General features: G+C 36.2%; 11 protein-coding genes. 9 read left to right on the top strand and 2 right to left on the bottom strand.

Features of this window, described 5'->3' with window-relative positions:
• Nucleotides 1-9: 9 nt before the first annotated feature.
• The 5 genes from BN2390_RS19665 (at nucleotide 10) to BN2390_RS19645 (ending at nucleotide 9,368) form a co-directional block, all read left to right on the top strand.
• Nucleotides 10-1,968: an alginate lyase family protein gene (locus tag BN2390_RS19665; protein ID WP_053985998.1), complete on the top strand. Its 1,959-nt coding sequence runs from the start codon at nucleotides 10-12 to the stop codon at nucleotides 1,966-1,968.
• A gap of 19 nt (nucleotides 1,969-1,987) precedes the next feature.
• Entirely contained in the window at nucleotides 1,988-4,069 is a 2,082-nt protein-coding gene (locus tag BN2390_RS19660) for an alpha-N-acetylglucosaminidase (protein ID WP_053985997.1), read from the top strand.
• 82 nt (nucleotides 4,070-4,151) lie between these two features.
• On the top strand, nucleotides 4,152-6,419 hold the full coding sequence (locus BN2390_RS19655) for a hypothetical protein (protein ID WP_053985996.1): 2,268 nt from the start codon (nucleotides 4,152-4,154) through the stop codon (nucleotides 6,417-6,419).
• Between the two features lie 46 nt (nucleotides 6,420-6,465).
• Nucleotides 6,466-7,965, top strand: coding sequence for a sulfatase family protein (locus tag BN2390_RS19650; protein WP_053985995.1), 1,500 nt, complete (start codon nucleotides 6,466-6,468; stop codon nucleotides 7,963-7,965).
• Nucleotides 7,966-8,198: 233 nt separating this feature from the next.
• Nucleotides 8,199-9,368 (top strand): AI-2E family transporter, encoded by a 1,170-nt coding sequence (locus BN2390_RS19645; protein ID WP_053985994.1) that lies wholly within the window; start codon nucleotides 8,199-8,201, stop codon nucleotides 9,366-9,368.
• 51 nt (nucleotides 9,369-9,419) lie between these two features.
• On the opposite strand, the gene BN2390_RS19640 is transcribed toward BN2390_RS19645, so the two are convergent.
• Both BN2390_RS19640 and BN2390_RS19635 read right to left on the bottom strand, forming a co-directional pair.
• Nucleotides 9,420-10,673, bottom strand: a complete 1,254-nt coding sequence (locus BN2390_RS19640) for a Gfo/Idh/MocA family protein (RefSeq protein ID WP_053985993.1) — start codon at nucleotides 10,671-10,673, stop codon at nucleotides 9,420-9,422.
• Nucleotides 10,674-10,705: 32 nt separating this feature from the next.
• Entirely contained in the window at nucleotides 10,706-12,352 is a 1,647-nt protein-coding gene (locus BN2390_RS19635) for a DUF4091 domain-containing protein (RefSeq protein ID WP_053985992.1), read from the bottom strand.
• Between the two features lie 193 nt (nucleotides 12,353-12,545).
• On the opposite strand from BN2390_RS19635, the gene BN2390_RS19630 reads away from it, so the two are divergent.
• From BN2390_RS19630 to BN2390_RS19615, 4 genes are all read left to right on the top strand, one after another.
• A complete protein-coding gene (locus BN2390_RS19630; protein ID WP_053985991.1) occupies nucleotides 12,546-13,976 on the top strand; it encodes an alpha-L-fucosidase in 1,431 nt (476 codons plus the stop codon).
• A gap of 37 nt (nucleotides 13,977-14,013) precedes the next feature.
• Nucleotides 14,014-15,039, top strand: coding sequence for a glycoside hydrolase family 18 protein (locus BN2390_RS19625; protein WP_053985990.1), 1,026 nt, complete (start codon nucleotides 14,014-14,016; stop codon nucleotides 15,037-15,039).
• Nucleotides 15,040-15,137: 98 nt separating this feature from the next.
• Nucleotides 15,138-16,424 carry an alpha-L-fucosidase gene (locus tag BN2390_RS19620; RefSeq protein ID WP_053985989.1) on the top strand — a complete coding sequence of 429 codons (1,287 nt, stop codon included), beginning with the start codon at nucleotides 15,138-15,140 and terminating at the stop codon, nucleotides 16,422-16,424.
• Between the two features lie 60 nt (nucleotides 16,425-16,484).
• Nucleotides 16,485-19,046: a transglutaminase domain-containing protein gene (locus tag BN2390_RS19615; protein ID WP_053985988.1), complete on the top strand. Its 2,562-nt coding sequence runs from the start codon at nucleotides 16,485-16,487 to the stop codon at nucleotides 19,044-19,046.
• Nucleotides 19,047-19,115: the final 69 nt, after the last annotated feature.

The raw sequence follows: 19,115 nt of genomic DNA, 5'->3' as shown, positions 1-19,115 counted from the left end.
AGGTGGGGTATGCAAACATATATTGGAGAAGGTTTAGAAGAAATTGTAAGTTATTGTAAGATGTACTGTGAAGAGGAAAGTATCTTAGCTTTGAAAGTTGCAAAAGATGTACTTGGTCATAGATTCTTGTTTGAAAGCAAGTGGGAAATGGAGAGAACTTATGACGCTGTAACCTTTGAAGGAGATAATATAGGATGGGATTTAGTACCTTTTGGAGATCCAGAGTGGATGTATGCTATGAATCGCCATCGTTACTTTGTTTCACTAGCACAAGCTTATGCTCTAACAGAAAAAGAAGAGTACGTCAGTGAAGGTATTAGACTTTTGATGCATTGGATAGAACATCAACCTTTGACAGATCAAAGTCAATATACTACTTGGCGTACAATAGAGACAGGATTACGCTGTGAGAATTGGATAAAAGCTTATGAGATTTTTAGCACAAGCCTACAGTGGAATGAGGAAGTTACTATTGCTTTAAAAGAAAGTTTAAAACATCATTGTGAGCATATTTTAGCTCACAATGATGACTTTAGAAGATTGAGTAACTGGGGTGTTATAGAAAATCATGGACTATTTGTAGCTGGTGTATTTCTGGGGAATGACCATTATGTTCAAGTAGCCAAAGAACGTCTTTATAAAGCAGTACAGCTCCAAGTTCTAGATGATGGATTGCACTGGGAACAATCACAGCTTTATCACAACGAAGTTTTAAGAGCACTTGTAGATGTAGGGATATGTGCAAAAAACAATGGGATTACATTAGCCCCTCATTATCATCAAGTAGTTAATAAAATGCTAGAAGCACATATTTATATGACTAAGCCAAATCATATCCAATTAGCAAATGGAGATAGTGATGCTATGGATTTAAGGGATATATTGGTAAGAGGTGCTTACTTATATGAAAATCCTATTTATAAAGCATTAGGCTATGAAAAGGTAGATTTTGAAAGTATTTGGGATATAGGTATGCAAGGTGTAAAGGTATATGACAACCTAGAAAGCTATTATCCAGAAATTTGTTCAAAAGCTTTAAGAGAAAGTGGCAACTATTGTATGCGTCATACTTGGGATGAAGACGGTATTTATGTTCATTTTAAGTGTGGCAATCTAGGTGGAGGACATGGGCATGTAGATTTACTTCATGTAGATGTGGCTTATTTAGGAGAAGATGTCTTAAAGGATCAAGGACGTTATACTTATACAGACTCTAAAGAACGCTATAGCTTAAAAAGTGCGACAGCACACAATACAGTTGTGGTAGATGGCGTCCCATTTACTAAAATTATTGATACATGGGGCTATGGTAAAGTAGCACCTCATGTACAAAGAGAGTTTGTGAATCATGAACTTTATGATTATGTAGAAGGAGCACATCTAGGATATATGGATCTAGATGATCCTGTATTTATCAATCGTAAAGTAATTGTGATTAAGCCCAATATTGTTGTATTAGTCGATGAGTTTACTGCAAAAGAAGAGCATACTTATGAACAGTATTTTCATTTTGGAGAGGGTCATTTAGAAGTTGGGGAAGCAGTTACCTTCAAAGGAAATAATGTAAAGGCAAACTTATATCATTTACAGCCAATAGATAAAAAAGTAATAGAGGGGATAACCTCCAAGACGTATAATCAACTTCAAGCTCAACAAGTCCTTCAGACCACATTAAAGCATAAGGGAAGTGGAAGTATTATAACCGTTATGATTTTAGGAGATGTTCATAAGGAAAGTAGAGAGCAAGTAGAATATGTTCCTGTTTATACAGAGGGTAAAGAAGTACCAAATGGGCAGCATCTAGAGGCAATTAGAATTACTTATGAAAATGAAAAATATACCCTTGTTATTAAACATGACGAGACTTATAGACGTCTTTTTGTTGTAGAAGGGCAAGATGTTTATGGTAGAGTGACACTCATTAAGCAAACAGAAGATCAAACTAAAGTACATACCATTGTTGGATAAAGCTAGAGGAGGTAAATACATGCAAGTTATTGATGGCTTGGTAAGTCGTGTTCTAGGAGAAAGTGCAGCAGAGCAATTTGTGATAAGACTAGAAGATAGAAAAACACAAACAGATTACTTTGAGCTAAGTAGTAAGGATAATAAAATAGTGGTCATAGCTTCAACAGCATTAGCAGCTGCATCGGGAGTACATTGGTATTTAAAGCATTATTTAAAGATCAATTTAACTTGGTGTGGGTGTCAAAAGAAGATTGAAGGGGAATGGCCAACTTTACAAGAAACGATTTACAAGCAAACACCTTATACCTATAAGTACTATATGAATTACTGTACATATGGCTATTCCATGGCTTTTTGGGACTGGGATAGATGGGAAAAGGAACTGGATTGGATGGCTCTAAATGGTATCAATCTAGCACTGAGCTTAGTAGGACATGAGGAAGTTTGGAGACAAACACTGATAGAACTTGGTTATAGTAATGAAGAAGCTAAAGCATTTATATGTGGTCCAGCCTTCTTGCCATGGCAATGGATGCAAAATATTGAAGGCTGGGGAAGTGATTATACAGATGAATGGTTCGAAAGACGTGTAGCATTAGCTAAGAAAATTCATACACGTATGGAAGAACTTGGGATTATACCTGCTATGCAAGGATATAGTGGAATGATTCCTAGAAATTTCAAAGAACGTTATGAAGATGTAAATACATTGCAACAAGGTTTTTGGTGTGATTTAAATAGACCAGATTTACTCATTCCAGGTACGCCTATGTTTGATAAAGTAGCAGATATTTTCTATGCTAAACAACAAGAAATCTTTGGTGTAGAGAGTCCGTTTTACTGTACTGACCCGTTCCATGAAGGAGGCAATAGAGACGGATTAGATGTAGGACACTGTATCAAGATGATTCAAGATAAAATGTTACAACATGACCCACAAGCAATTTGGATTATTCAGGGCTGGGGTGGCAACCCAGATGATGTAACAGTAGAGGCATTAGATCCAACTCATACTCTCATTTTAGACCTATGGTGCGAAGCAAACCCAACATGGCAAGAGAGAAAAGCTTATAAAGGCATACCATGGTTATGGTGCGTACTTGGTAACTTTGGAGGTAAAAATGGTCTCTATGGTAACTTGCAAGCTACTGCTAATGGTCATATTGAGGCCTATCATAATGAAGAAGCAGGTAAGATGCTCGGTGTAGGCATGACCATGGAAGGGATCGATAATAATCCGGTAGTATGGGATTTACTTTTAGATACCAGCTGGAACCAAGAGAAGGTTGTACTAGAAGAGTGGATAGAAAACTATATTTTAAGAAGATATGGTAAGGCATCAGAGGCTAGTAAAGCAGCTTGGAAAGTTTTAAGAGAAAGTATCTACAATTGTACAAGAAGGCAAGAAGGTGGCGTAGAAAGTATCTTTTGTGGCAGACCAAGATTAGATATTGAGAACGTTTCAACTTGGGGGCCTAAGTCTTATTACTATGACCAACAAGCTATGGTTAAGGCAAGCAAGTACTTGTTTGTAGACTATGAAATATTGAAGGATTCAGAAGGTTACTTATATGATATTGTAGATGTGACAAGACAAGCTTTATCCGATATTGGAAGATTTCAATATGAAAAATGGGCTCAAGCTTATCAAAATAAAGAACTTGAAACCTTTAAAAGAGAAAGTCAAACATTTTTAGAGATGGTAGTGAAGATGGATGAATTACTAAGTGCTCATCCAGACTTTTTACTGGGAACTTATCTAGAGCAGGCAAGAGCATTAGGTGGGACAGAGAAAGAAAAAGATTATTTAGAATGGAATGCTAGAACCATTATTACTCTATGGGCTAATGAGAAAGGATCGGTACTTTTACGTGATTATTCTCATCGTCAATGGGGCGGGCTCACAAAAGATTTCTATGCAAAAAGATGGGCACTTTACTTTAAGGCATTAGAAGAAGCACTTGAATCAAATACAACGTTAGAAGAGATTGACTGGTATAAGTTGGAACAAACATGGACAGTAGGTCATAATACTTATCCAACTGAGCCACAAGGCAATTTGAAAGAAATTATTAAACATATTCAAGACATTTATTTTTAAGTGAATACTTATTTTGAGTAATTAAAAGATTAATTTTTTAAACACTACGAAGGGTAAAAGCACATGGAGGATAGTGAGTGAAATGATTAAATTAACAGCAAATGGGATACTCCAAAGCATTACTTGGAAAGATACAACCATTCAATTTAGAGAAGATGGGTATAGAGGGCCAGCGCTTCTCATATGGCCTCATCAAAAAGAATCTGAGCCAACCTATATTATTGTAAATAAAGTAAGTGATGATAAGTTTGTAGGGCAATATGGTAAGGTGGACGTAGAACTAAGTTATGTAGAAGAAAATGAAGGGGTAGAAATAAAAGTTGCTCTGATGAATAAAGGAGAAGAAATCTTTGCACCTAAAAAGTGTGAGCTGAGACTAGGCATAGATACTTATATGGTAGGCTACCCAGAGTGGAATGATAAATTCTTCTGTACTATGTTACGTACAGAAAAGACTCATACTTGGGGATATATGCGTACACCAGCAGGCAAAGTAGTAGCTATTGCCACAAAAGGTCCAGTCGCATCATGGCATCATTGTTATAGTCGTGCAGATTATGGCGGTTCTACAACAGATACAGGACATCGTATTTATACAATGAGCTTAGACCTCTTGAATAAAGGGCCACTACCTAAACGTCACCCACAAGATTTAGACCACCTTGAACCAAGAGAGACCAAAGTTTTTGAAGTCCTCCTTAAGTTGGTAGAGAGTGAAGCAGAGATTAAACCAGTTGTAGAAGCCTATACACAAGCAGCGTTACCAACTATGGATAAGTACACTTACGAATATGGTGAAAAGCCTTCTATAAGTTGTAAGGGAGAAGTAACCTATACATCTCCTTCAGGGAAAATCTATACAAAAGAACAGATGGAAGCACTTAATGAATACGGTGTATGGCAAGTGGTTGCTTCTTATAATGATAAAGTAAGTGAAGCACTTATTTATGTAAGAAAACCATGGTCTTATTATCTCTATGAAGCACGTAAAGCCACACTGAAGTATGAACAAAAAGCAGGAACACATACAGAAGGATGGTATGGCTTCTTTTCTAGTTTCTTAGCTAGAAAGTATCAAACAGATGCAACGTTAGACAAACAATTAGAAGAGAAGTTTGAAGAAGTCTTTAGAGTAATGCATGATATGGAGCAAATGGTGCCAGTAGGTACAGCAGAGCCAGGACGTATTCAAAATACGGCACTGATGATTAGCCTTTTAGCAGATGCTTATGAGGCTACTCAAAATATAATGTACTTAGAACGTGGAGCAAGACTGGCAGAACACGTTATGAAGTATCAAAGTGCAGATGGTGCTTACCGATGCGGGTATGGGGTGCATTATACTTGTGTTATCTATATTGCTAAGAGCCTTATAGAACTTTACCAAGTAGAAAGACAAATAAAAGAAGATTACTGGCAAAACCTAGCAGATAAACATTATATAAGCATTAAGCGTGCAATAGATGAACTACGAGATTCTAGAGATGATATTCAAACAGAAGGTGAGATGACTTTTGAAGATGGTATGATTTCTTGTAGTAGTTTACAACTAGGACTTTTTGCCTTGATGCAAGAAGACTTAGAAGCGAGAGCTGGGTATGAAGAAGTAGCCCGCTATATGTTAGAAAAACATAAGTGCTTAGAACTACAACAAATACCAGATTGTCGTATGCGTGGTGCAACTCTTAGATTCTGGGAAACCATGTATGATGTTATGATTCCACAAAATATGATGACAAGTCCACATGGATGGACATCATGGAAGACTTATGCAACCTATTACTTATATCGTCTAACAGGAGACAAGGCGTATCTTAAAGATACAATGGATACATTAGGGGCAAGTATGCAAGTAATTGATATTGAAACAGGAGAGTTAAGATGGGCTTTCATTGTGGACCCTTATGTGGAAGCACAAATCTTTGTACCCAATGAACAAGTACCAGGACAAGGTAAGCTAGTATCTAAAGTAGTGGGAGAAGAATATATCTCTATGGTATCAGATTGGTGGAAGTGTGACCAAGAACAAGTAACCCATTGCTATGCTTTTCCAAATCGTGGAGAACAAGAGGGGCATTATAAAGGTGGTGCTTGTGATAATGATGTACATGAGCATTTTAAATGTTTAGAGGAAGTAGCGCTTACAAAAGCTTATGTTCACCAAGATCAAGAGGAACTCTTAAACTATAACTGCAAAGTAGCTCAAACAGCTGAGGGGATGTTTATTACTCCTAGTGAAGATCTAGTAGAAGAAATCGTTATCTCTATAAATGGACCTTGTACAGTACATATTGAAGGATGGGATAAAACACAGCACTTAGAAGCAGGTATGCATAGTATTTTAAGATAGTTTAAATAAAAAATCTAGTAAAGAAGAGAGAAGAGAGGGATTTAAGATGAAGAAGCCTAATATCGTTGTTATTATTTCAGATGACCATGGACATTGGTCTTTAGGATGTGCAGGAAACAAAGAACTTAAAACACCAAACTTGGACCGTATTGCCTATGAAGGTGTAAGATTTGAAAACTTCTTTTGTGCATCACCAGTTTGCTCTCCAGCAAGAGCTTCATTCTTTACAGGTAAGATTCCATCACAACATGGTGTACATGACTGGATTAGTAAAGGCCATGCTAATGAATCAGACGCTAGTGAAGGACTTTTAAAGGAGATGTACAAAGAACAAGTTGAACCAAAGTTTGGATGGATTACACAGCAGCTAAAGGGTGACCGTGGGGTCAACTATTTAGAAGGGCATACTTGTTTTACAGAAGTATTAGCTAAGGAAGGTTATACTTGTGGCTTAAGTGGGAAATGGCATTTAGGAGATAGTGGACATGCACAAGCAGGGTTTAGCTATTGGCAAACCATAGCACTTGGTGGAGACCATTATTATAATTCTGCAGTACTAGTAGATGGGAAGTTTGATATCTTGCCAGAAGGTAAATATTTAACAGACCACATTACAGATAAAGCTTTAGATTTTTTACATATGCAAAAAGGTAAAGACGAACCATTTTATTTAAGTGTACATTATACAGCGCCTCATGCGCCTTTTGATAGACATGAACATCCAGAAGAATTTTACAGTATGTATGAAAATTGTCCATGTGAATCAGTAGAAGATGAAGAAGGCCATCCATGGAGTGGATATAAAGGACATACAAAAGAGCAGATGAAAAAAGTAAAAGAATTCTGCTTAAAAGGTTACTATGCTGCCATATCTGCAATGGATAAGGGGATAGGAGATATTCTTGACTATCTTGACGCACAAGGCCTAGCAGATGATACCATTGTTTTCTTTACAGGAGATAATGGTATGAGTGTAGGTCAGCATGGGATTATCGGAAAGGGTAATGGAACATACCCACTTAATATGTATGACAGTGCAGTAAAGGTACCAGGGCTAATCAGATATCCAAAAGGGATTAAGGCTGGGCAAGTGAAGAAAGAACTTGTAAGTCATTATGATGTTGTACCAACACTATTAGACTACTTACAAGTAGACCATAATATTGATATGTCTATTTTACCTGGGAAAAGTTTCTTACCAATTCTAAAAAGTGAAGAGCCAGTAGATCAAGGTGAAATTATTATTATGGATGAATACGGTCCAACCCGTATGATTCGTACTGAGGAATGGAAATACATTCACCGTTATCCATATGGAGAACATGAACTTTATGATTTAGTCAATGATCCAGGAGAAAAAGTGAATCTTGTAAATCACCCAGATTATCAAGACAAAAAAGAAGAACTCTTTGCACGTCTAGAGGGATGGTACTATAAATATGTAGATCCACGAGTAGATGGCAAAGCAGAGCCAGTCAAAGGGTTAGGGCAAATTGGACGTTGTGGTATTTATAAAGAAGGTAAGACAGTATTTATTCAGCAATAAATAGGCAAACTAGAACAAGCTCACTTTAGGTGAGCTTGTTCTAGTTTTAACTAAATTATTTATCTTAAAGTATAAATGTGTTTATAAGAATAACTATTTTCTTGACAGTAATAGCATAAAAGTATATAAAGAAACTATGTAAGAGTCAAAACACATGGGGAGTAAGAGGGGTTATACAAAGTAATAACCTCTAATGTAGAGTAATATAAAATCAATAGAAAGAAGACTAAAGAATGGAAATAAAAAAAGAAAACTTAAAAAAAATATTTTTTGGTATTATAGCAATTATTATATTCTATTGGGCATTACAAAATAATATAGAAGTCATGTCTTGGATTAATAATGGTATAAGTTTATTTGCACCTATAATACTAGGGCTTGCAATTGCCTTTTTAATCAACATCCCAATGAGGGCCATAGAAAAAACGTTTTTTAGAAAACAAACAGAAACTGTAAAGAAAATTAAACGACCAATAAGCTTAGTATTATCTATGGTATTAATGGTATCTATTGTTATTCTTGTTATGGTTATTATTGTACCAGAGCTTATACGTACTATTTTAATTATCAAAGATAGTGTTCCAGGATTTGTTATACAAGTACAAAATATACTTAATAATTTATTAGAACATTTCCCAGATTTAGCAAATCAAATTACGGTTTCTATTGATTGGGCAGAAATAGGTAAGAAAATCTTAGAATGGGTCCAACATGGAGCAGCAGCTTTTGCGGGATCAACCTTTAGTGCAATATCAGCTACTTTTAGTGGTGTATTTACCTTTGTACTAGGGCTTGTTTTAGCTATTTATGTTTTATTACAAAAGGAAAAGCTAGCAATGCAAGTGAGAAAGGTATTCTATGCATATGGAAAAGAGCGTAGAGTAGACGAGGTATTACGTATTATAGCAATTGCGAATAAAGCTTTTAGTAATTTCTTTACGGGACAATGTTTAGAAGCTGTGATTATAGGTGTTCTATTTTTTATAACCATGTCTTTAACAGGATTCCCTTATGCTTTAATGATTTCAGTAACAATAGGATTTACAGCTTTAATTCCTATCTTTGGTGCTTTTTTAGGATGCTTTATAGGGGTATTCCTTATCCTTGTAACATCACCAGTACAGGCTGTATGGTTTATCATCCTATTCCTTATCCTCCAACAAGTTGAAGGAAATTTCATTTATCCACGTGTAGTAGGCGGTTCAATAGGGCTTCCTGGAATATGGGTATTAATTGCTGTTACAATAGGGGGGAATATGTTTGGGGTATTAGGTATGCTTGTTATGGTGCCAATGTGCTCAGTTATCTATACTCTTCTAAGAGAAGATACTTATAAGCGTTTAAATGAAAAACATGTTAATAACAAAAAAATTGAAGGTAAAATCCAAGACAATAAGCATTAGAATACTGATAAAAAAAGAGGCCGTTTTATAAACGGTCTCTTTTTTTATTGTTTATTTGTAAAGTTCATCGCATACACGACTTAAGCAGTATTTGCTTGCAGTCTCTTCTTGGCGATGCATCCATTTTCCATTTGTAAAGTCTGGGATTGCAACAGGCATACTACCCATGGCAATAGATTGTTCAGATAATGCACCAATACACATCCAAGCAGCCGTATCATAGGCATCGATAGGTACTTCACTACCTGCTTTAGCACATTCAAAGAAGGCTTTAAGAACGAGCCAATCCATGCCACCATGACCGCCTTGTACACCCTCAGTTAAAAATTGTTTCCAAAGTGGGTGATCATATTGTTCTCTATACTTTTCAACGTTACCCCATTGTTCATTCCATTTGAAGTCATATTGATTATGTTCTCCATCTAGGAATAAAGTCATGTTATCTTCTAGGAACATTGCTTTTGTACCTTGTACTCTGAATCCTCTAGAGTAAGCACGAGGAAGAGTGGTATCTAAAGTGATAATGATTGTTTCACCATGAGCACACTTGATAGATGTTGTTACCACATCACCTTGAGTGAAGTGTCTATTCATAAGTGTTTCATCATCAGATTTATGCTGTGCAATATACTCGTGCATACCACGTGCTTTAGAGGACATAGAAGTTAATGAAAGCATACGGTTTCCACGGTTGATATCAAGCACTTTAGCGATAGGCCCAATTTCGTGAGTAGGGTAGTTTTCGCAGTTACGGTTTGAGTAGTTTACGAGACGATAATGTCTGTTTTCTTTCCCATATCCAATTTCTTCTCTAAGGTCATGTTGATATCCACCTTGGCAATGAACTACTTCACCAAAGATTCCTTTTTTAACCATGTTAAGTACCATAAGCTCTTCACGACCATAGCAGCAGTTTTCAAGCATCATACATGGTACACCTGTTCTTTCATAAGCTTTTACAAGATCCCAACATTCCTCTACAGAGTAAGCACCGCCTACTTCCATACCTACATATTTTCCAGCTTCCATAGCTTCTATAGCAATTTGAATATGTCCAGTCCAAGCACTTGAGATGACAATAGCATCTACTTCTGGCATTGCTAAGATTTCTTTGTAGTCAGTTGTAGCAACAGGTGTTGTACCACGTGAAGCATTCACTGCGTTAGCAGCACCTTCAGCACGGTCAGCATAAGTATCGCATACAGCAACGATATTAATATCTTCCATATGTAAAATAACACCATGTAAAAGGCCCATACCACGTGCACCGGCACCAATAAGACCGATATTAAGTTGAGTTTTCATGATTAAGCTCCTTTAAAGTAAATTAGATTTATTTATAAATGCTTTTTAATTTCGTTATTAATGACATCTCTAAAGTTTAATAAGTAATTTGCATCATGTGGATAGTTTGAGAAAGTAATAGGTGTATCAAGGCTACCTTCCATAAGTTCTAATACATGTTCTTTTGAAGTAAGTGATGCAAGAAGCTGCATTGCACGTAAGTCATATAATGCTTCTGTAAATACTTTAAGACGAATAGAACCAACAGGTCCATTTTCACCTGGATATACTAAGAAGGAGTCTCCAGAAGCAAAAGCAGAACCAGCATCTGTTATTTTGTAAGGATCAATAGCCTTTTTAGAGTATTGTGTATTGTAGAAGTTATAACCCCAGTGTAAGAAGCCAACAATATCATATTTAAAGAGTTGTAATCCAATAATACGGTTACGGAAGCTAGGAAGTGCCATAAAACGGTTACTTACTTGGTGAACTTGGCCACAGCAGTAGTAAGTCCAAAGGTTAGGTACACCAGCCTCTATAAATGGATGAATATGATCATTTGCAGGAATCGGTAATTTAAGTGCTCCTGTTTGATAGAACTCTAAGTTAGAAAGTGCATCAATAATTGGATAGCCTTCTAGGTGTTTTTCTACTAAGCTAAGTGCAAATTTGTAAGATTCTAAGTGCTCTAAGCTTGGTTCATCTGAAATATGGAAGTAACATTTATCTTTTAATCCGTAGCTTTCAAGGTATTGTAAAAGTTGTGGTAAAAATGTATCTAAGAAAGTTTTATAAGCAGGGTCTTTTGCTAAAGTATCCCAACCAAAAATTTGAGTAAGTTCACCATTTACATTTGCCATAATCTTAGGTATAGCAAATGCACCCCATTGAGTGAAAAGATGAGACATCTCAAAGTACTCAATACCCACTCTTTTAGCAGTTTCAATCCAACGACCTAATTTATCAAAGTTAAAGCTATATGTATCATTGTCTGCAGTTACGTCAACAAGTTGAACTGTAAGACGTTCACCACCGATTTCAGTATCTAAAGGTGGTGTAAAGAGTGGTGTAAGAATCATGTTGATACCATGAGTAGCAGCTGTTTGCATATAAGCTTCAACAAGCTCCCAATACTTTTCAGAGAAGACATCTACATGATAGAAGTTAGCAATACAGTCTGTATGGAACCATTCTGTATGAATAAGGGTTTGTTTAGGAAGAAGTCCGTCAATGATTTCTAAGTTAAGTGTTTCTCTTGCTACTTCAGCACCAGAAGCATCTTGGAAGAGGATTGTAATAGGATGAGTACCAGCAGGAAGCGTATTTGTGCTTGTAACTTCAATCCATAAGCTTTTCCAATGATTTGGAATAATCTTAATACAATTATTATCTAGTGGCTCAAGTACATCAGGAAGTAAACAAGGCATCTTTGTAAAGAATTCTTCCTCTGCATCTGGAGGTGCAGGATAGTTTGAAGGTACTAAGCCTACAGATGTAACGCTAATATATTCTTTAAGGGGTGACTCAATAGAAACAGTAACAGGGCCTCTCCAAAGCCAAGCATGGTCTGTGCTTTGATAAGCAACTTGGAAGTTGAAAGTTTCGTTTTTGAAGATAGAAGGTTGTGATACAAGAGTAGAAATAGGTTGTTCTTGAGGAAAAACTTTTTCTAAAGAAGAAAGTAAAATTGTAGATAACATCTAATGTAATCTCCTTAATGTAATTTTTATTGTATAAATTATATAATGCTAGATTGTATAAATTATAATAGTATAAAAATTGAGTGTCAATAAAAAAACAGACAAAAAATAATAAAAAATATAATTAATTTTACTGTTTTTTTATCAAAAACATAGTAAAATAGAAAGGACACATATTCTAGGAGGTAAGTAAATGTCACAAAATACGTTAGTAGAAAGATTAGTAAGTACTGTCCCTTCTAAAAGACAACTTGCTTGGCATGAGTTAGAGTTCTATGCTTTTATTCATTTTGGGATTAATACTTTTTATGATCGTGAGTGGGGGAATGGGCAAGAAAATCCAGCTAGATTTAACCCTACAGAATTAGATACAGATCAATGGGTACAAACTATTAAAGCAGCAGGGATGAAAGCCATTCTTCTTACATGCAAACACCATGATGGCTTCTGCTTATGGCCAAGTGCATATACAGAGTTTAGTATCAAAAATAGCCCATACAAAGATGGCAAAGGGGACCTTGTAAAAGAACTTGCAGAGTCTTGTAAAAAATACGACATGAAGTTTGGAGTCTATTTATCACCATGGGATCAAAACAGCCCAGTATATGGTGACTCAGAAAAATACGATGACTACTTCATCAATCAACTTACAGAACTTCTTACAAACTATGGACCAATCTTTAGTGTATGGTTTGATGGTGCTTGTGGAGAAGGACCAAATGGTAAAAAACAAATTTACAATTGGGAAAGATACTACGCATGTATCAGAGAACTTCAACCAGACGCAGTTATCAATATTTCAGGACCAGATATTAGATGGTGTGGAAATGAAGCTGGACATTGTAGAGAGTCTGAATGGAACGTGGTACCAAAACGTTTAACAGATCCTGCTTATACAGCAGAGCATTCACAACAAGAAGATAATGAAGCCTTTAGAGAAAGACCAGTTTCTTTCTTAGATCAAGATCTAGGTAGCTTAGAAGTTCTAAAAGACGAAAAAGAATTTGTATGGTATCCATCAGAAGTGGATACATCTATCCGTCAAGGTTGGTTCTATCATCAACACGAAGATGACAAAGTAAGAAGCTTAGAAACTTTATTAGAAATTTACTACAATTCTGTAGGTGGAAATGCCTCTTTACTTCTCAATATTCCAGTTGATACAAGAGGTTTAGTACATGAAAATGATGCAAAACGTTTAGAAGAACTAGGTACATATATTAAGGAAGCTTTTGCTTCAAATGTTGCACCAAAAGCGAAAGTCACAACAGATACTGCATATGAAAACGCATATGATGTAACTCATGTTTTAACAGAAGATAGAGGCTACTTTAAGTCAGCACAAAACGAAGAAAGTGTTACTTTACGCTTTGAGCTTGATCAAGCTTATGTTATCAATCATGTTGTATTACAAGAAGAGCTTACAGAAAGTCAACGTATTGAAAACTTCGAAATCTGGGTTAAAAAAGCTAATGAGATGGAAAAAGTTTATGGAAAAACTGTAGTAGGCTCAAAACGTATTTGTAAGTTTGATACAGTAAATACAGATGTTGTAGAAGTACGTATTACAGCATCTAGAATTTATCCAACACTTAAATTTGTTGGCATTTATGAGGCACAATAATTGATGCTAGAAATAGGAACAACGGGGGAAGAAGACAGTGAGTTTAAACAAACATAGATTAATAGGATATGTTCATACGCAAGATCTAAAGACGGTAACAGATGATGATGCAAGAAATTTAGATATTATTAATATTGCCTTTGGACATATTATAAATAGTGCTATAGAATGGAATGTTTTTGACGTGGTGGAACAAATGGAGAGATTAAAAGTGCTTAATCCAACACTCAAATTTATTTTATCTATAGGTGGATGGAGTGCAGGTGGTTTCTCAGAAGCAGCAGCTACTGAAGAAGGTAGAAAGTCTGTAGCTAAGAGCGCACTTTATTGGATAAAGAAATATAACTTAGATGGTATAGACCTAGACTGGGAGTATCCATCTTACACAGTAGCAGGGATTAAAGGTTGTAGAGAAGATAAACAAAACTTTACTCTACTTCTAAAAGAGATGAGAGAAGCTTTTGATGAAGAGAATAAAGGGTATATGCTTACCATTGCAGCGGGTGGTGGGAAGTACTACTTAAAAGGTGTGGAGATGGGAGAAGCAATTAAGTACTTAGATTATGTACAGCTTATGACCTATGACCTAAGAGGTGGATTCCAAACTTTAACAGGGCATCATACCAACTTATATCCTTCAGAATTAGACCTTTTCGACTTTAGTACAAAGGAAGCAGTAGATGACTTTATGGCAGCTGGTGTGCCAGCAGAAAAAATAGTGATTGGTGTAGCTTTCTATAGCAGAATGTGGAGAGGTGTACCAGATGTTGACCATGGTTATTTACAAATGGCAGAGACTGTAGGTACATATGGACCAGGTTACTGTAAGCTAGTAGAAGAGTATATCAATAAAAATGGATTTGTGAGACATTGGGATGATGTAGCAAAAGCACCATACTTATTTAATGGGAATACATTCATTTCTTATGATGATCCAGAATCTATTCATCATAAGGTTGCTTATATGAAATCGCAAAATTTAGGTGGTATTATGTACTGGGAATATTGTACAGATACAACAAGAACCTTAACAGGTGTTATGAGAAAAGAAATAGAAGGCTAATAGGGTGAGGCAGAAATGCCTTACCCCTTCTATGTATTTACCAGAGAAAATAAAATAATAGATTAATAGATTAATAGATAGAAAAAGGAGATAGAACAATGCAACAATGGTTTAGCGAAGCGAAGCTTGGAATTTTTATTCATTATGGAATTTATGCAGTAAAAGGGGTATCAGAATCTTGGTCATTCTATCACGGTAGACTTTCACACGAAGAATACTTAGATCAGTTAAATGGCTTTACAGCAAAGAACTTTGATGCAGATAAATGGGCAGAGCTTATTGAAAAAGCAGGTGCACGTTATGCAGTACTTACATCTAAGCACCATGATGGTGTAGCTATGTTTGATACACAGTATAGTGATTTAAGTGTAGTAAAACGCTCACCAGCCAAAAGAGATATTGTCAAAGAGTTTAATGCAGCTATCCAAAAAAGAGGTATTAGAACAGGTGTATACTTCTCACTTATTGACTGGTCTCATCCAGACTATGCAAGTGTATATGAAGGGGGCAGAGTACCAGAAGACTTAAGTACAGTGAACAAATATACAAGTCCAACAGATGGTGTACAAGATGAAGCAAGATGGCAAAACTTTATTCAATTCAACTGTAATCAATTAGGAGAACTTCTTACAAACTATGGTCCAGTTGATCTACTTTGGTTTGATGGGGACTGGGAAAGAAGTGCTGAGCAATGGGGCTTACCAGAGTTCAAAACTTACCTACAAAGCTTCAACAAAGATATTATTATTAACTCACGCTTTGCAGGACATGGAGATTACAAAACACCAGAACAAGGTATACCAATCACACGTCCAGACGGTCCATGGGAATTCTGTACAACCATTAACCGTTCATGGGGGTATCAACCACGTGATACACACTACAAAACACTTAAACAAATTCTTAGAATGTTTGTAGACTGTATCAGTATGGGAGGGAATATGCTTCTTGATATTGGGCCAATGGAAGACGGTACAATTCCACCACAACAAGAAGAAATTTTATTAGGTCTTGGTAAATGGATTAAAGAAAATGAAGAAGCTGTATTTGGTACAAATGAAGGCATTATGCTTCGTTACTGGGCTGGAGGAAGTACCCTTTCTAAAGATAAGAAAACAGTTTATTTATTTGTACATGATACACCACAAGAAAGCTTATGCTTAAAAGGTTTATCAACACCTATCAAACGTATCACTGTCCTTCATACAGGTAAGGAATTAACGCATGTCGTACACGGTGGTGTGCCTTGGTTCAATATTCCAGGTACAACTTGGATCAATATTTCACCAGAAGATGCACATGAACATATTACAGTTATAAAAGTTGAATTAGAAGATGAAATTGATATGTATGGTGGATCAGGAGCAGTTGTTACTCATAACTAAATTGTTTATAATAGAAGAGATAAATAACAACAAAATGTTGAACTAGAAAGTAGGCGTATTATGTTAGTAAGTAATGAACACAGACAGATTATTGAAGAACGCTTCGTAGCTGTAAGGGAAGCAGCTAAACATAGAGAAGAGGAGCTTTTTGGGGTACTTACTGAGTGTAATGAAGATGAAGCTATTTGCTTAAAATACCTTTATGCATTCATGCCAGAACAAGACCTTGCAAACCATGATGGTGCACTTTTCCTTAAGTTTGTAAGACAAGCGCTTAAAGTACGTCAAATAGTACCTTGGGGAGATAAACTTACAGGTGGGTTATTCTTAAACTATGTCCTTCAATACCGTATGAGTAATGAGTACATTGAGTTTTATAAAGATGATTTCTTTGAAGAGCTTTACCCAAGAATTGAAGGTAAGAGCATGCAAGAAGCAGCACTTATTATCAACTATTGGTGCTTTGAAAAAGCAACATATCAAACAACAGATTCAAGAACAACAGATCCACTTACAACTATCCGTAATGCATATGGAAGATGTGGAGAAGAATCTGTACTTGGCGTAGCAGCCTTTAGAAGTGTAGGGATTCCTGCAAGACAAGCTTACACACCAAGATGGGCACACTGTGATGATAACCATGCATGGGTAGAAGTATGGACAGACGGTGAGTGGCATTTCTTAGGTGCTTGTGAGCCAGAAGCGACACTTGATTCAGGTTGGTTCCAACTTTCAGCATCTCGTGGGATGCTTATAGGTAGCAAAGTATTTGCAACAACGGTAGAAAATGAACTGATTACACGTCAAACAGACAGTGCAACAGAAGTCAATACTCTAGATCGTTATGCAGCAACAAAAGAAATTACGATTACAGTTAATGATCCAGCAGGCAATCCAGTAGAAGGTGCAAAAGTAAGATTTGAAGTAGTCAACTACGGAGAACTTTTCCCTCTTACAGAGCTTGAAACAAATGCATTAGGTCAAGCCAAGTTTACAACAGGATTTGGAGATCTATTAATCTATGTACATAAAGATGGCATTGCAACGTATGACCAAATCGATGTACGTTTAGAAGATCATTTAACTATTGTTCTTACAGATAAAGAACGTACACCAGGACTTGTAGAAACGATTACACTTGTACCACCAAAAGGTGCATCTCCAGATGAGAATGCCATTGACGAAGAAACTAAAAAACGTCATGAAGCACGCCATCAAGAGGCACAAAGTATAAGAAATGCCTTTGCAGGGACATTCTTCTTAGGTGATAAAGCACGTGAATGGGCAAAGGATTTTGCACCATTTGAAGAAGGTGTAGCTAAACACCTAGAATCTGCACGTGGTAATTATGAAGAGATTCAAGCATTCTTTACAGATGAAGCAACAAAAGACCTTCTCGCTTATAAAGTGAAGATGCTTGATACAATGAATACAAAAGATCTTTCAGATACAAGCTGTGAAACTTTAAAAGCACACTTACAACATGCAATGCAGTTCAAAGATAACTTTGAAGAAACAGTATTTGTAAAAGGGATCTTAGCACCACGTATTGCAACAGAAAAGATCACACCTTACCGTCAAGGACTAGAAGTATTCTTTGACGGGGCACAAGTTGCAAGCTTTAAACAAAATCCAAGAAGTATTTATGACTTTGTAGATGAATATATTGCAACAGCTACAAGTGCTCAAAATGGTTACTTATGTGCACTACCTGTAGGTGTTATGAAAGTAAGACTTGGACACGTAGCATCTAAAAAGATTCTATTTGTAGCGATTTGTAGAACACTTGGTATCCCAGCAAGATTAAACAAAGAAAATGGTAATATGAGCTACTTCCAAGATGGAACTTGGGTAGAAATTGAAGTAGGCGTACAACAAGAAGAAGTCGTTAAAAATAGCACACTTACTTTAAAAGCTGAAGATGAAACTGTTCATGAATATATGAAGACTTATACAGTAGGGCGCTATGTAAATGGTGTTTACCGTACACTTTGGTTAGAGACAGGTGACTGGGCTGAGGGCAAAATGAGCTATCTTGTTGAAGCAGGTGAGTACCGTGTAATCACTGTCAATAGAGAAGCATCAGGTACAGTACATGCTAACCTTTATTATGTAGCAATTAAAGAAAATGAAACAGTAGAATTAGGTGTGAAGCTTGCAGAAGTAAATAGCGCACATCAAAAAGAAATCGTAGTAAAAGAAACAAACTTCATGAATACAAATGGAGATATATGTGAGCTTTCAGAAGTGATAGAAGACACAAGAAATATTGTAGCCTTCCTTGATGCAGGTGCAGAGCCAACAGAACATCTTCTCAATGAAATGATTAAAGCAAAAGAGCAGTACTTAGAACAAAAACCAAATGTTGTCCTTGTAGTAGAAGAAACAGAGGATTTAGAGAATCCAACGTTACAAAAAACATTACAAGCACTGCCATTTATTCAAGTCTATGTAGGCTATAAGAAAGAAGACCTCGTATACTTATACGAAGACTTTGATATCTTAGATAAGAAATTCCCTCTTGCCTTTGTTATGAATAAACCTATGATTGCAAGTATGGCAATTGCAGGCTATAACGTAGGTATTGGAACAATGCTTCTTAAATATCTTGAAAGTAAATAATAATTTAGCGGTTTAATAAACCGTATGTGATAGGTTTGAATCCTATCAGGTGCAATGAATAAAGCCTTA

Origin of the sequence: Niameybacter massiliensis, assembly GCF_001282685.1 — a bacterium.
Classification (GTDB): domain Bacteria; phylum Bacillota; class Clostridia; order Lachnospirales; family Cellulosilyticaceae; genus Holtiella; species Holtiella tumoricola.
This window is presented reverse-complemented; position numbering and strand designations above follow the sequence as displayed.